The organism is Burkholderia sp. IMCC1007, assembly GCF_027257875.1.
GTDB lineage: Bacteria > Pseudomonadota > Gammaproteobacteria > Burkholderiales > Burkholderiaceae > Burkholderia.
Genome location: NZ_JAPVQY010000100.1, coordinates 1 through 14,491 on the forward strand (window position 1 = coordinate 1; position 14,491 = coordinate 14,491).

Annotated in this window: 13 protein-coding genes and 1 tRNA gene; 5 read left to right on the forward strand and 9 right to left on the reverse strand. The window is 68.0% G+C overall.

All coding sequences use genetic code 11. The features are described from left to right. A partial coding sequence (locus O1Q03_RS38760) for a hypothetical protein (RefSeq protein WP_269511161.1) occupies positions 1-191 on the reverse strand: 191 nt, incomplete at its 3' end. Between the two features lie 23 nt (positions 192-214). Here O1Q03_RS38760 and argA point away from each other — a divergent pair. Continuing rightward, the gene (gene argA / locus O1Q03_RS38765; RefSeq protein WP_014896599.1) at positions 215-1,594 is read left to right on the forward strand and encodes an amino-acid N-acetyltransferase; all 1,380 of its coding nucleotides are present in this window, start codon (positions 215-217) and stop codon (positions 1,592-1,594) included. Between the two features lie 51 nt (positions 1,595-1,645). Next, a complete protein-coding gene (locus O1Q03_RS38770) occupies positions 1,646-1,921 on the forward strand; it encodes an oxidative damage protection protein (RefSeq protein WP_006478357.1) in 276 nt (91 codons plus the stop codon). Between the two features lie 257 nt (positions 1,922-2,178). Here O1Q03_RS38770 and O1Q03_RS38775 read toward each other — a convergent pair whose 3' ends face one another. The 3 genes from O1Q03_RS38775 to O1Q03_RS38785 all read right to left on the reverse strand — a co-directional run bounded on the left by O1Q03_RS38775 (position 2,179) and on the right by O1Q03_RS38785 (position 6,752). Then, complete coding sequence (locus tag O1Q03_RS38775; protein ID WP_269511164.1) at positions 2,179-3,597, reverse strand: MFS transporter; 1,419 nt, start codon at positions 3,595-3,597, stop codon at positions 2,179-2,181. A 159-nt stretch (positions 3,598-3,756) separates the two neighbouring features. Beyond that, on the reverse strand, positions 3,757-5,001 hold the full coding sequence (locus O1Q03_RS38780) for a CaiB/BaiF CoA transferase family protein (RefSeq protein ID WP_269511167.1): 1,245 nt from the start codon (positions 4,999-5,001) through the stop codon (positions 3,757-3,759). Next, complete coding sequence (locus O1Q03_RS38785; RefSeq protein WP_269511170.1) at positions 4,998-6,752, reverse strand: acyl-CoA dehydrogenase family protein; 1,755 nt, start codon at positions 6,750-6,752, stop codon at positions 4,998-5,000. Before O1Q03_RS38785 ends, O1Q03_RS38780 begins: the two co-directional genes overlap by 4 nt. A gap of 173 nt (positions 6,753-6,925) precedes the next feature. Here O1Q03_RS38785 and O1Q03_RS38790 point away from each other — a divergent pair, with 173 nt between their 5' ends. Beyond that, positions 6,926-7,828 carry a LysR family transcriptional regulator gene (locus tag O1Q03_RS38790; RefSeq protein WP_269511173.1) on the forward strand — a complete coding sequence of 301 codons (903 nt, stop codon included), beginning with the start codon at positions 6,926-6,928 and terminating at the stop codon, positions 7,826-7,828. A 48-nt stretch (positions 7,829-7,876) separates the two neighbouring features. Here the strand turns inward: O1Q03_RS38790 and O1Q03_RS38795 are convergent, their stop codons facing one another. The 4 genes from O1Q03_RS38795 to O1Q03_RS38810 all read right to left on the reverse strand — a co-directional run bounded on the left by O1Q03_RS38795 (position 7,877) and on the right by O1Q03_RS38810 (position 12,167). After that, a complete protein-coding gene (locus tag O1Q03_RS38795; RefSeq protein ID WP_269511176.1) occupies positions 7,877-9,295 on the reverse strand; it encodes an amino acid permease in 1,419 nt (472 codons plus the stop codon). A 92-nt stretch (positions 9,296-9,387) separates the two neighbouring features. Beyond that, positions 9,388-10,455 (reverse strand): porin, encoded by a 1,068-nt coding sequence (locus tag O1Q03_RS38800; protein WP_442865924.1) that lies wholly within the window; start codon positions 10,453-10,455, stop codon positions 9,388-9,390. Positions 10,456-10,536: 81 nt separating this feature from the next. Beyond that, the gene (locus O1Q03_RS38805; protein WP_269511179.1) at positions 10,537-10,923 is read right to left on the reverse strand and encodes a RidA family protein; all 387 of its coding nucleotides are present in this window, start codon (positions 10,921-10,923) and stop codon (positions 10,537-10,539) included. Positions 10,924-10,952: 29 nt separating this feature from the next. Continuing rightward, a complete protein-coding gene (locus O1Q03_RS38810) occupies positions 10,953-12,167 on the reverse strand; it encodes an amino acid aminotransferase (RefSeq protein WP_269511182.1) in 1,215 nt (404 codons plus the stop codon). Between the two features lie 187 nt (positions 12,168-12,354). On the opposite strand from O1Q03_RS38810, the gene O1Q03_RS38815 reads away from it, so the two are divergent. Beyond that, positions 12,355-12,837 carry an Lrp/AsnC family transcriptional regulator gene (locus O1Q03_RS38815; protein WP_269511185.1) on the forward strand — a complete coding sequence of 161 codons (483 nt, stop codon included), beginning with the start codon at positions 12,355-12,357 and terminating at the stop codon, positions 12,835-12,837. Between the two features lie 83 nt (positions 12,838-12,920). Further along, positions 12,921-12,995: transfer RNA gene (locus O1Q03_RS38820), tRNA-Val, on the forward strand. Between the two features lie 139 nt (positions 12,996-13,134). Here O1Q03_RS38820 and O1Q03_RS38825 read toward each other — a convergent pair. Next, positions 13,135-14,491, reverse strand: a 1,357-nt coding sequence (locus tag O1Q03_RS38825) for an aspartate aminotransferase family protein (RefSeq protein ID WP_269511188.1), incomplete at its 5' end; no start/stop codon positions are given.

A 14,491-nucleotide genomic window follows, 5' to 3' on the forward strand; every position in this document is an offset into this window, starting at 1 on the left:
TGGCGCGCATCGCCGCGCCGTTCGCCGCCGCGCGGCTCGCGCGGCGCGGGTGCCGGCGTGCCCGCCGGCTTGTCCTGCTGCTGGCGCGGCGGCTGGCCCTGCTGCTCGCGCGCATCGGCCGCACCATCCGGGTGCTTCGCCGACGGCGTATTGGCCCGCGTCTGCGCGGGACTTTTAGAAACATTCGACATGGGGGCGCATTATAATCCCGCCCATGAATTCCCAAACCGACCTCCCTCCCGCCCAGACCGGCGCCGCGACGCCGCCGGCCGCCGACGATTCGGCCGCCAGCCACGCGCAGTTCGTCGACTGGATGCGCTCCGTCGCGCCCTATATCCACAAGTTCCGCAACAGCACGTTCGTCGTGGGGTTCGGCGGCGAGGTGGTGCAGCAGGGGCTGCTGAACGCGCTCGTGTCCGACATCGCGCTGTTGCAGGCGATGGGCATCCAGATCGTGCTGGTGCACGGCTCGCGGCCGCAGGTCGAGGAGCAGCTGAGCCTGCACGGTGTCGAATCCGAGTTTTCGCACGGGCTGCGCATCACCGATGCGCGCGCGCTCGAATCGGCGAAGGAAGCGGCCGGCGAAGTGCGTCTCGACATCGAGGCCGCGATCAGCCAGGGCCTGCCGAACTCGCCGATGGCGCACGCGCACATCAGCGTCGTGTCCGGCAACTTCGTGACCGCGCGGCCGGTGGGGATTCTCGACGGGGTCGATTTCGCGCACACGGGCATCGTGCGCAAGATCGACGCCGAATCGATCCGTCATTCGCTCGCGAGCCGCAAGCTCGTGCTGCTGTCGCCGCTCGGTTTCTCGCCGACCGGCGAAGCGTTCAACCTGTCGATGGAAGACGTCGCATCGGCCGCCGCGATCGCGCTGCGCGCCGACAAGATCATCTTCCTGACCGAAGCGCCGGGCATCGTCGACGACGAAGGCGAGCTGGTGCGTGAAATGTCGCTCGACGCGGCCGCCGAGCTGCTCGATTCCGGCAACGTCCAGGGCGACGACGCGTTCTTCCTGAAGCATTCGATCCGCGCATGCCGTGGCGGCGTGACACGTGCCCACCTGATTCCGCAGTCGCTCGACGGCAGCATGCTGCTCGAACTGTTCCTGCACGACGGCGTCGGCACGATGATCTCGTACGAGAACCTCGAGAGCCTGCGCGAAGCGACGCCGGACGACGTCGGCGGCATCCTGTCGCTGATCGAGCCGCTCGAGTCCGACGGCACGCTGGTGCGGCGCGGCCGCCACCAGATCGAACGCGACATCGACCACTTCTCGGTGATCGAGCACGATGGCGTGCTGTTCGGCTGTGCGGCGCTGTATCCGTACCAGCAGGAGAAGATCGGCGAGATGGCGTGCCTGACGGTCGCGCCGGAAGCGCAAGGCTCGGGCGATGGCGAACGCCTGCTCAAGCGCATCGAGCAGCGCGCCCGCGCGCGCGGCCTCACGCATATCTTCGTGCTCACGACGCGCACCGAGCACTGGTTCCTCAAGCGCGGCTTCGTCAAGGTCAGCGTCGATGACCTGCCGGAAGACCGCCGCAAACTCTATAACTGGCAGCGCAAGTCGCTCGTGCTGATGAAACAGCTCTGAGCGCAGGCACGACTGCCCTCCCCCAGACACCGATTACAGGAGAAGTACACGATGGCTCGAATGATCCAATGCGCGAAGCTCGGCAAGGAAGCCGAAGGCCTCGATTTCCCGCCGCTGCCGGGCGAACTCGGCAAGCGCATTTACGAAAGCGTGTCGAAGGAAGCATGGCAAGGCTGGCTCAAGCAGCAGACGATGCTGATCAACGAGAACCGCCTGAACATGGCCGACCCGCGCGCGCGCCAGTACCTGATGAAGCAGACCGAGAAGTACTTCTTCGGCGACGGCGCGGACCAGGCGTCCGGCTACGTGCCGCCGACCGAAGGCTGAGCACCCGCGACGCGCGCGGGCCGGCGGCGCCGGCCTCGTCGTGCGAACCATCGCGAAAATAGCAAACGGCACCGTGTATCGCACGGTGCCGTTTGCTTTTGGGGCGCTTGGTCTGGCGCGGGCCGACGCAACGCGACGCGCGGTCCGCCCTGCACCCGATGCTGTGGAATCGCCACGTTGCCGCGTTGCCGTGTTATTGCGTCGCCACTGCCCCGCGCCGCGCCGCCACCTCGCCGCGTCGCGCCAGCCTGTCCGACTCAGCCCGCCGGTTTCAACGTGCCGCGATCCTCGGGTTGCGCGGCTTCGTCTGCGGGACTTCCTGCCCCCATGCTTTCGGTGCCCCACTCAGCCGCATCGCTGCGCTCGGCCGTCGACAGCTCGTCCGCGCGGTAGCCGGTGCGATTGAGTAGCGCGAGCATGCATGCGAGCGACACGAGCGCATAGAGCCCCGCCGCGATCGCGACGCCGACGATGCTGCCGGTCGCGTTCAGGATCGCCTGCGCGAGCACCGGCGTGCCGCCGCCGACGACGAGCGCACTCAGTTGATACGCGAGCGACAGCCCCGTGTAGCGAATGTTGGCCGGAAACACGCGCGCGAGCACGCCGCCGACCGCGCCGTAGAACATCGCCGACGGGATCGTCGAGATGCACATGCCGGCAACGGCAACCCAGTACGAACGCGTGGCGAGCGCATGGAACATCACCGGCATCAGCACGATCTCCGGAATCAGGATCCAGCACATCGCGCGCCGCATGTCGACCTTCGACACGAACCACGCGCCGACCGGCTGCATCAGGAACTGCACGACGAGCGAGATCGACAGGATGCCGAGGAACGTGCCCTGCGCGTAACCGAGCTCCTTGGTCGCCCACGACAGCGCGAACGTGCTGCGGAAGTACGTGACGTTGATCACCGGCAGCGTGCCGGCCGCGAGCAGCACGACAACCCAGTGGTCGCGCACGACGTCGCGCAGCGGCAGCTTCACGGTACGCTTGCGCGCGAGCACGCGCTGCATGTCGACCGATTCCTCGAGCCGCAGCCGGATCACCATCCCGATGATCACGAGCACCGCCGACAGCAGGAACGGGATGCGCCAGCCCCACATCAGGAACGACGGCGTCGGCAGCGCGCTCAGCGCGAAGAACGCGGCCGTCGCGAGCAGGTTGCCGGTGGGCGAGCCCTGCTGCGCGAACGCCGCGTACAGGATGCTGCGATGCTTCGGCGCGTTCTCGCTCGCGATCAGCACCGCGCCGCCCCACTCGCCGCCGACCGCGATGCCTTGCAGCACGCGCAGCACGACGAGCCCTGCCGGCGCCCACACGCCGATCGACGCGTAGCCGGGCAACAGACCGATGCCGGTCGTCGCGAGGCCCATCATCACGAGGGTGATCACGAGCGCCGTCTTGCGGCCGACGCGATCGCCGAGATGCCCGAACACGATCCCGCCGAGCGGCCGCGCGGCGAAGCCGGCCCAGAACGTGACGAACGCGAGCAGCGTCGCGACGCCCGGGTCCATCGTGCTGGAAAAGAACACCTTGCCGAACACGAGCGCGGCGGCCGTGCCGTAGATGTAGAAGTCGTACCACTCGATCGTGGTGCCGACGAATGCCGCGAAAGCGGCACGGCCGGGCCGCGGTTGTGATTGCGCGGCAGACGGGGATTGCGGACGGCTCATCGATGTCTCCATGTTCGTGATCGGCCGCGCGACTGTCGCGCGCGTCGCCGGATGGCCGGCCATGCGCCGCCGGCTGGCGATGTGTTGCGGTGTTGCGGTGTTGCGTTTCGTTTCGTTTCGCCGCTGAGGCAGCTCACGTGCAGCTGCCCCGTCGGCCGGTCACGCCGGTTCCGGCGCGACCTTCAGCACGCCGGCGTCGAGCAGTTGCTGCTGGAGCGCCGGATCGACGCCGAGCCGATCGAGCACCGCGCGCGTGTCGCGGCCGAGCGCGGGCGGCGGCGTACGGTAAGTCGCCGGCGTGCGCGACAGCTTCACCGGCGATGCGGTGCCGCGATATGCGCCAAGCTCGACGAACAGGTTCCGGTGCAGCGCATGCGGATCGCGCGTGACGTCGCCGACATTGCGCACCGGCCCGCACGGCACGCCGGCTGCCATCAGGTCGCGGGCGAGCGGCTCGCACGGATGCGCGGCGAGCCGCGCCTCCAGCTCGACCTTCAGCTGCGAGCGGTGCGCGCAGCGGCTGCGGTTGTCGACGAAGCGCGGGTCGCCGGCGAGCGCCGGCGCGCCGAGGTGCGCGACGAGCCGCGCGAACTGCCGGTCGTTGCCGACCGCAAGGAAGATCGGCACGGTGGCCGTGCGGTAGCTGTCGTACGGCGCGATGTTCGGATGCGCATTGCCGCTGCGCTCGGGCACGCGCGCCGAGCCGAAGAAGTTCGGCAGGTGCGGATGCAGCAGCGACACGCCGCAGTCGTACAGCGCGATGTCGACCGACTGGCCCTGCCCGCTCTTCTCGCGCTCCGCGAGCGCGAGCAGGATGCCGGCCAGCGCGTTGAGCCCCGTGACCATGTCCACGATCGGCAGGCCGATGCGCATCGCGCCGCCGTCGCGCTCGCCGTTCACGCTCATCAGCCCGGCCATCGCCTGGATCACCGCGTCGTAGCCGGGCAGCCCGCCGAGCGGGCCGTCTTCGCCGAAGCCCGTCACCGCGCAGTGGATCAGGCGCGGAAAGCGCGGCCGCAGGTCGCGTGCGTAGTCCATCCCCCAGCGCACGAGCGTGCCGGGCTTGAAGTTCTCGACGAGCACGTCGGCTTCTTCGAGCAGGCGCCACAGGATCGCGCGCCCTTCGTCGCAGGACAAGTCGAGCGCGAGCCCTTCCTTGTTGCGGTTCACGCCCATGAAGTACCAGGCCGTATCGCCGAGAAACGGCGGCCCCCAGCCGCGCGTCTCGTCGCCGTCCGGCGGCTCGATCTTGATCACCGTCGCGCCGTGGTCGGCGAGCGCCTGCGTGCAGTACGGGCCGCCGAGCACGCGGCTCAGGTCGACGACCTTCAGGCCGTCGAGTGCGCCGCGCGTCGGGTTCGCCGTCGCCGCCATCGCCGCATGTGTCGCTGTCGTCGCGCTCATCGTTCGACCTCCGGCAGCAGGTCGAGCGCCATGTCGAGCGGCACCGGCGTGCCGCGCAGCAGCGCGTCGAACGCGGCCGATTCCTCGTCGCGCGATGCCGGCGCGAGCGGATCGATCGGCAACAGCTTGTAGCACAGGATCAGATGCGCGAGCGCGAGGCGCCGGTAATCGGGCGCGAGCCGCACGCCTTCGCATGCCATCAGCACGGCCGCGCTCGCGTAATACAACGCGGACGCGGCCTGCCGGACGCACGCGTCGTCACCGTCCGCCGCGACCCGAGCAAGCGCATCGCACGCGCGCGCGAGAATGCGCCGCAGTGCCGCGCGGCTCGCGTCGGGCAGCGGCGCGGCACCGAGCCGGTCGCCGAGGAACGTGCGCAGCGCATCGAGCGCATGCTCGCGCTGCGCGGCGCGCGCGACGTCGAGCGCGACGATGTTGCTCGTGCCTTCCCAGATCGAGCCGAGATGCGCGTCGCGCACGAGACGCGCATCGCTCCATTCCTCGATGTAGCCGGTGCCGCCGCGCACTTCCATCGCATCGCCCGTCACGCGGCGTGCGTCGCGGCACGCGCGGAACTTGATCAGCGGCGTCAGGATGCGCACGCAGCGCGCGGCCTGCTCGTCGCCCGCATCCGCCTGCGGCAGCAGCAGCGCGATCTGCATGAACATCGCGCGCGCGGCCTCGGCGGGCAGCAGCATCTTCATCAGCTGGCGCTGCATCAGCGGCATCTCGATCAGCTTGCGGCCGAATGCGGCGCGGTTCGCCGCCACGTGCAGCGACTCGTTCAGCGCGCGCCGCATCAGCCCGGCCGCGCGCACGCCGTTCGACAGCCGCGACATGTTGATCATGTCGGCCATCTGGTGAAAACCGCGGCCGATCGCGCCGATCAGGTAGGCCTGCGCGCCTTCGAGCGTGATCTCGCCGCTCGCCATCGAGCGACTGCCGAGCTTGTCCTTCAAGCGCACGATCCGGTACGCGTTGCGCGTGCCGTCCGGCAGCGTCTTCGGCAGCAGGAACAACGCGAGGCCCTTGATGCCGTCCGGCGCGCCGTCGGGTCGCGCGAGCACCATCGCGAGATCGGCGTCCGCGTTCGAACAGAACCACTTGTCGCCGTACAGCCGCCAGACCGCGTTGCCCTGCGCGTCCGTGTCACGCGCCGCGCGCGTCGCGATGCGCGCGACGTCGGAGCCGGCCGCCTGCTCGGTCATGAACATCGCACCCTGGAACAGCGCGTCGAAATCGCGCGACGCAAGCATCGGCAGGTAGCGCTCGACGAGCGCCGGCTCGCCGAAACGGCGCAGCGTGCGCGTGAGCGAATCGGTCATGCTGACCGGGCAGCACAGCCCGAATTCGGCCTGTACGAACAGGAACGTCAGCGCGTACTTGACGAGCGGCGCCACCGCGTCGGGTTGATGGCTCAGCGACGCGAGCCCGAGTTCCGAATAGGCGACGCGTTCGAGCGCGACATACGCGGGGTCCTTGTCGATCCGCTGCACGGCTTCACCACGGCGATTGCGGTGCTCGAGCACGGGCGGATGCTTGTCCGCGCGCGACGCCCATTCGTCGAGCTCGCCCGACACGCGTGCGCCGAGCGCATGCAGCCGCGGCTCGAGTGCCGCGTATTGGTCGGCGCCGAGATGCAGCTTCAGCAATGCGCCGAGATCGGGATCCGCCGTGAAGAAATTGATGCCGCGGCTGTCGGGGATGTTGTTGGATACGCCGGCGTCCGGCGTGCGAGCGGTGTCGTTCATGCATGCGTCTCCGTGGTGGCCCGGCTGCCGGCCGGTGCGCGCGCCGTGCGGCGCAGCCGGCCGATGCCAAGCGTTCAGCAGAGCGTAGGCGCGCGATCGATAAGCGTCCAATACAGGATTTATCCGGTACGATAGACGGCGCTTATCGATGCCGATGCGCCGGAGGAGACACCATGGAACTGAGGCAGTTGCGCTACTTCGTGGCGGTCGCCGAGGAGCTGCATTTCGGGCGCGCGGCGAAACGCCTGTTCATCTCGCAGCCGGCGCTGAGCTTCGACATCCGCAAGTTCGAGGAAGCGCTCGGCGTGCAGCTTTTTTCGCGGACCAACAAGACGGTCGCGCTGACCAACGCGGGCGCGGTGCTGCTCGGCGAAGCGCGCCGGCTGCTGCTGCAGGCGGCCGAGGCCGAGCGTCTCACCGTGCGTTCCGCGTCGGGGCTCGCGGGCCGGCTGCGGATCGGCTTCGTCCATTCGATGCTGTATCGCGGGCTGCCCGATGCGGTGCGGCGCTTCGAGGCCGACTATCCGGGCATCGAGATCGTGCTGAGCGAGATGAACACGCAGGCGCAGGTGCAGGCGATCCAGCGCGGCCAGATCGATCTCGGCTACGCGCACTGGGGCCACTGCCCGCCCGAGGTCGAATCGACGCCCGTCTACGCGGAACCGTTCGTGTGCTGCCTGCCGGCCGCGCACCCGCTCGCGCGGCGCCGACAGGTCGCGCTCGCCGCGCTGGCCGCGGAGCCGTTCATCCTGTTTCCGCGTGAGGCGGCGCCGCACTATCACGACCTGATCATCGCGCAATGCGTGAACGCGGGCTTCAGCCCGCTGATCCGTCACGAAGCGCGGCTATGGCAGACGATTCTGTCGATGATCGAGTTCGGGATGGGCATCGCGCTGGTGCCGCGCGTGCTGCAACAAGTGAAGAGCGACCGGCTCGCGTTCCGGCCGCTGAAGGATGCGTCGCTCGAATCGCGCACGCTCGAGCTGAAGCGCAGCGGTACCGCCGAACCGGTCGCGCTGCGCTTCGCCGACTACGTGCGCGCGTCGATCGACGCGCTGCCCGCGCTCGCGGGCTGACGCGCGCGCCGATACTTCGCTTCGCTACTTCGCGCCGCTGCGCCTGCGTTACTTCGCTTCGGGCTGCAGCACCGGCTGCGCGCGCCGATACCACACCGCGTACACGACGGACAGCACGATCAGGAACGGAATCCCGAAGATCAGCGTCATGTGGAACTCGGCCGTGAAGTAGGTCGTCACCATCACCGCGAGCATCAGCCCGGCACCGAGCAGCGTCAGCAGCGGAAACCCGCGCATCCGGAATGCAGCCGCCGGCAGGCCGAGCGCTGCGCGACGCCGCCGGAAGCAGTAGTGCGTGACGAAGATCATCATCCACGTGAACAGCGCGCCGAACATCGACACCGCCATCATGATCGTGAACGACGCGTCCGGATACAGCACGCTCAACACCGTCGCGAGCGCGATGCCGAGCGTCGACAGCATCAGCGCGCCCAACGGCACGCCACGCGCGTTCACTTCGCCGAGCGCCTTCGGCGCATGACCGGCGCGCGACAGGCTGAACATCATCCGCGTCGTGATGTAGAGCTGGCTGTTCATCGCGGACAGCGCGGCGATCAGCACGACGAAGTTGATCAGCCCCGCCGCGCCCGGCAGGTGGATCGCCTCCATCACCTTCACGAACGGGCTCTCGTCGCGCCCCGCCGCCGTCCACGGCACGATCGCGAGCATCAGCGCGAGCGTGACGAGGTAGAACAGCACGAGCCGCACGATCGTCGAGCGGAACGCGCGCGTGACCGCGCGCTCGGGATCTTCCGCCTCGCCCGCCGCGACCGCGATCATCTCGATGCTCAGGTAGCTGAAGATCGACACGATCACCGCGACCCACATTCCCCACATGCCCTTCGGAAAGAAGCCGCCGTGACCGGTGTAATGGTGGAAGCCCGCGCGGGCCGCGCCATCGCCGACCAGCGTCGGATGGCCGAACACGACGTACGCGCCGAGCACGATGAAGCCGACGATCGCCGCGATCTTCACGACGGAGAAGCCGTATTCGACCGCGCCGAACACGTCGACGCTGCGTGCATTGACGAACACGAGCAGCGCCGAGAAACCGACGATCCACAGCCAGCCCGGCACGCCCGGGAACCAGTACTTCATGTACAGCGCGATCGCGGTGACTTCGGTGCCGACCGCGAGCACGATGCACGCCCAGTACGCGTAGCGCACGAGAAACCCGGCCCACGGGCTCACGTAATGTTCGGCATACGCGCCGAACGACCCGGAGGTCGGGTGCGCGACCGTCATCTCCGCGAGACAGCCCATCAGCAGCAGCGAGATGAACGCGCCGATCGCGTAGCTGACGAGCACGCTCGGGCCCGCGAAGCCGATCGCGAACCCGCTGCCGAGAAAGAGACCGGTGCCGATCGCACCGCCGATCGCGATCATCGCCATCTGTCGTGCGGAAAGCGTGCGGCGGAGCCCCTGCTCGCGCGCCGCGATGTGCTGGAATTGCCCTTCTGATTGCATCGAATGACCTCGTTCGAAAGCGATTGTCCGGTCGAAACTTCGACGGCGCGCTGGCCGGCGCCGGACCGCACCGGCCGTCGCGCGCCGAGTGCTCAGAACAGGTGGCGCAGGCCGGCCGCGATGCCCGTCTGGTTGCCGCGTCCGGGCATTTCGGTGAACGCGCCGCCAGTCACCCGGTTGTAGTCGACCGTCGCGTAGACCTGCGTGGCCTTCGACAGCGCGTACTCGGCCTCGAGCACGCCCGTATAGCGCTTGCCGCCGTTGCCGGCGATGCCGTTGACATTGCGGATGTCGTCGTAGTACGCGACGCCGGTTACCGACACCGCCGGCGTGACCTTCACGCTCGCGCCGGTGTAGAAGATCGCGTCGCGGCGCGGATTGTCGACGAATGAACCGTAGGTCACGTCGCGCGCCGGCGCGTTCAGCAATTGCTGGTCGAGCAGGCCCGTGCGGTCGATGCCGCCGAGGTAGCCCGCATACAGCGTCGTCACGCCGAACGCATAGCGTGCGCCCGCGCCCCATGCCTGCTGCGCGCGGCTCGCCAGGTCGCGCACCTGCTGGTACGTCGCGCCGACCATCAGGCCGCCGAGCGTGTACGACACGTGCGTGCCCCAGTACGCATTCGCGCCGAGGGTGCCCGCGACGCCGCCGAAGCCGTAGCTCGCGCCGACGTCCAGCCCGCCGAACGTGCCGTCGTAGCTGACGACGTTGCTCGCGCGGCCCGTGAGGAAGTACGGCCACATGTTGGCCGCGTAGTTGCCGACCGTCAGCGGATCGAGATCGCCGAACAGGTTGAACGCCTCGGTCGCCTGCCGGCCGAGCTTCACGGTGCCCCAGTCGCTCGCGACGCCGACATACGCATAGCGGCCGAACAGCGCGCCGTCGAGCTGCCCGTTCTGCGGCTCGAAGCCGCTTTCGAGCCGGAAGATCGCCTTCAGTCCGCCGCCGAGCGCTTCACTGCCCGTCAGGCCCCAGCGGCTGTTGGTGATCGCGCCGTTGGTCATCTGCACGCTCGCGTCGTTCGATGCGTCCGCATGCGTCGTGTAGCGGAGGCTCTGGTCGACGATCCCGTACAGCGTCACGCTGCTCTGCGCCATCGCGCCGCTCGCGGCGAGCAGGCCCGTCATCGTCGGTAGTGCAAATCGACCGATGCTCTTCATGTTTGTCTCCATCCTTGTCTTTCGTTTGTTGATGTTGTCGGTAACCTCGAGTACTGCCATCCGCGCGAAGCGGCACGCGTGCTAGTCGCGCGCCGCCGGCAACGCGACGTACGCGACGAGTTCGACGCGCATGTCCGGATGCGCAAAGCCCTGCACGCCCACGCACGTGCGATTCGGGTACGGTTCGCGGAAGTGGCGCCGGTATTCGGCGTCGAATTCGGGCATTGCCTTCACGTCGGACAGGTAGACGAGCACCTGCGCGACGTCGTCCATCGTCGCGCCGGCTGCCGCGACGGCCTTCGCGAGATTGCCGAGCGTGACGCGCGCCTGCTCGGTCATCGTGTCGCCGACGATCGCGCCGCACGCATCGACCGGCCCGTGGCCGGTAAACATCAGCCCGCCCGCGCGGGTCGCCCACGAGAACGGCTGCGCGAGCTGCGGCAAGTCGACCGGGATCCTGTCTGCCATCGTGTTCTCCTTCGATTGAAACCGGTTGCTCAGGCCGCCTCGCGCGCCGCGCCGCCGAGTACGTCGGCGATCGCGTTCGCGACGTGCTCGACGTTCGCGTCGTTCAGACCCGCGATGCACATGCGGCCCGAGCGCAACAGATAGACGCCGTGCGACGTACGCAGACGGTCCACGTCGGCCGCGGCGATGCCCGTATAGCTGAACATCCCGCGCTGCGTGACGAGCGCGTCGAAGGCCTGCGCGGGCAGGCGCGCATCGAGCCGCTCCTTCAGCGCGCCGCGCATGCGCTTGATGCGCGCGCGCACCTGCGCGACCTCGTCTTCCCAACGCGCGCGCAGCGCGTCGTCGCTCAGCACCGTCGCCACGAGCTGCGCGCCGAACAGCGGCGGGCTCGAATAGGTGCGGCGCACGCCGGCCTGCAACTGGCTCAGCACCGTCACCGCCTCGCCTTTGCTCGCGCAGACGATCGACAGCCCGCCGACGCGCTCGCCATACAACGAGAAATTCTTCGAGAACGAATTGCTGACGATCGCCGGCAACCCGGCGTCGACGATCGCGCGCACGGCCCATGCATCGTCGTCGAGGCCGTCGCCGAAGCCCTGATACGCCATGTCGACGAACGGAATCAGCCCGCGGCGCACGAGCACGTCGATCACCGCGCGCCATGCGCCGCGGCTCAGGTCGAGGCCCGTCGGGTTGTGGCAGCACGGCTGCAGCAGCACGATGCTGCGCGCGGGCAGCGCGTCGAGCGCCGCGAGCATCGCGTCGACACGCAGGCCGTTGCGCGCTTCGTCGTAGTACGGATACGTGTGCACGTCGAGCCCGGCCGCCGAGAAGATCACGCGATGGTTGTCCCACGTCGGATCGCTGATCCAGATCGCGCTGTCGGGGAAATAGCGCTTCACGAACTCGGCGCCGACGCGCAGCGCACCCGAACCGCCGAGCGTCTGCAGCGTCGCGATGCGGCCCTGTGCGAGCGCCGCGCAATCGGCGCCGAACACGAGACGCTGCACGCCCTGCCGGTACGCGGCGAGCCCTTCCATCGGCAGGTAGGTGTGCGGCGCACCCGCTTCGCGCAGCCGCTCGGCCGCGATGCGCGTGCTCTCGAGCACCGGGATGCGGCCCGCGTCGTCGTAGTAGAGGCCGATGCTGAGGTTGACCTTGTGCGGCTGCGCGTCCTGCTGGAACGCCTGGAACAGCGACAGGATCGGATCGCCCGGGTAGGCGGGGATGTGTTCGTACATGGCGGAATGTCGGTAGAAGTGGAGACGGTGCGACCGGCGGCCTGGCGTCGCGCCACGCGGTGCGATCGAGGCATGGGGCGCATGTTATCGAGGACGAAATAGAATGAGCTTCACTTTTCGGTGACGATTCGATCCGATTGCAGTAGAGTCTTCGACTACTATCTCGAAACTGACAGGATTCTGCGAAATGACTCTGGATCGAACCGACATGCGGATCCTCCGGCACCTCGAACGGGACGGCCGCATCAGCAATCAGGACCTGTCGAACGCGGTCGCGCTGTCGCCGTCGGCATGCCTGCGGCGCGTGAAGCTGCTCGAGGAACGCGGCGCCATTTCGGGCTACCGCTGCACGATCGACCCGAAGAAGGTGGGCGTGGCGTTCGAGGCGCTGGTGCACGTGTCGATGCGCCCGGACGTGCCCGAGTGGCACGATCGGTTCGTCGAGGCGATCCAGCAGTGGCCGGAAGTCATCGCCGCGCAGATCGTGACGGGCGGATCGAACTACGTGCTGACGGTGCGCGCGCGCGACCTCGACCACTACTCCGACTTCGTGATCAATCGGCTGCACCGCGCCACCGGCGTGATGTCGATCAATTCGAGCATCGTGCTCGCGACGCTCAAACGCGACGGCTCGATCCTCGATCTCGTCGAGCCGTCGACGGCCGGCTGACGAGCATTCACGCGGCCCTGAAAATTATTTGCAGAAAGTACTTTACGAACCCCGAAAGCTCTGACATAATTTGATTCTTCTTTGGGCGGTTAGCTCAGCGGTAGAGCACTGCCTTCACACGGCAGGGGTCACTGGTTCGATCCCAGTACCGCCCACCAAAGAATTCAAGGGCCTGCGTCTCACGACGCAGGCCCTTTTCGTTTTGCGGCCGCGCTTTTGCAGCCCGCTGTCGCTACCGTTCTCTGTCCGGTCGATGCGATATCGCTTCGACCACGCGCGACCGAAGCGCGCGATTCACTACCCTCCCTGTCCGACCCGCTCCGCCGTCGCGTCGAACGCGCGCGTTGCCTTGTCGACGATCTCGTCGACCTCTGCCTCCCGAATCACGAGCGGCGGCGACAGCAGCATCCGATCACCGGTCGCACGCATGATCAGGTTGCCGTTGAAGCAGAAGTCGCGGCAGATCGTGCCGACATCGACGCTCGCGTCGAACCGCGCGCGCCGGTCGCGATCGCGCGCGAGCTGCACGCCGGCCACCAGCCCCGCCCCCGCAATCTCGCCGACGATCGGATGATCGCCAAGCGCCTCTCGCAGCCGGCGCTGGAAATACGGCCCGATATCACGCTTCACGCGCTCGACGATCCCTTCGTCGCGCAGCAGCTTCAGGTTCGCGACCGCGACGGCCGCGGCCACCGGGTGCCCCGAGTACGTGAGCCCGTGATTGAATTCGCCGTGGTCGATGATCGGGCGCGCGATGCGCTCGTGAATACCGACCGCGCCCATCGGCACGTAGCCCGACGTCAGCCCCTTGGCCATCGTGATCAGGTCCGGCTCGAAGCCGAAATGCTGGTGTGCGAACCATTCGCCGGTGCGGCCGAACCCGCCGATCACTTCGTCGGCGACGAGCAGGATGTCGTACTTGCGGCAGATCCGCTCGATTTCCGGCCAGTACGTCGACGGCGGGAAGATCACGCCGCCCGCGCCCTGGAACGGCTCGCCGATGAACGCCGCGACGTTCTCCGCGCCGAGTTCGAGGATCTTCGCTTCGAGCTGCTGCGCGCGTGCGAGGCCGAATGCGTCGGGCGTCTCGCCCGGCTGCGCTTCGCCGAAGAAATACGGCTGGTCGATGTGCACGATGTGCTCGACCTTCGACGGCATCTGCTCGTGCATGTAGCCCATCCCGCCGAGCGTGCCGCCGGCGATCGTCGAGCCGTGATAGCCGTTCTTGCGCGAGATCACGTATTTCTTCTGCGGCTTGCCCTGCACGCGCCAGTACTGATGCACGAGCCGCAGCACGGTGTCGTTGCCTTCCGAGCCGCTGTTGCAATAGAAGAAGTGGTTGAAACCCGCGGGTGTCACCTCGGCGAGCATCGCCGACAGCTCGATCACCGGCGGGTGCGTGGTCTTGAAGAACGTGTTGTAGAACGGCAGTTCCTGCAACTGGCGATACGCGGCGTCCGCGAGCTCCTTGCGGCCGTAGCCGACGTTCACGCACCAGAGCCCGGCCATCCCGTCGATCACCTTGTTGCCGTCCGAGTCCCACAGGTAGACGCCGTCGGCCTTCACGATCACGCGGCTGCCCGCGCGATTCAGCGCGCCCATGTCGGAAAACGGGTGGATGTGGTGCGCGGCGTCGAGCGCGCGGTATTCGGCG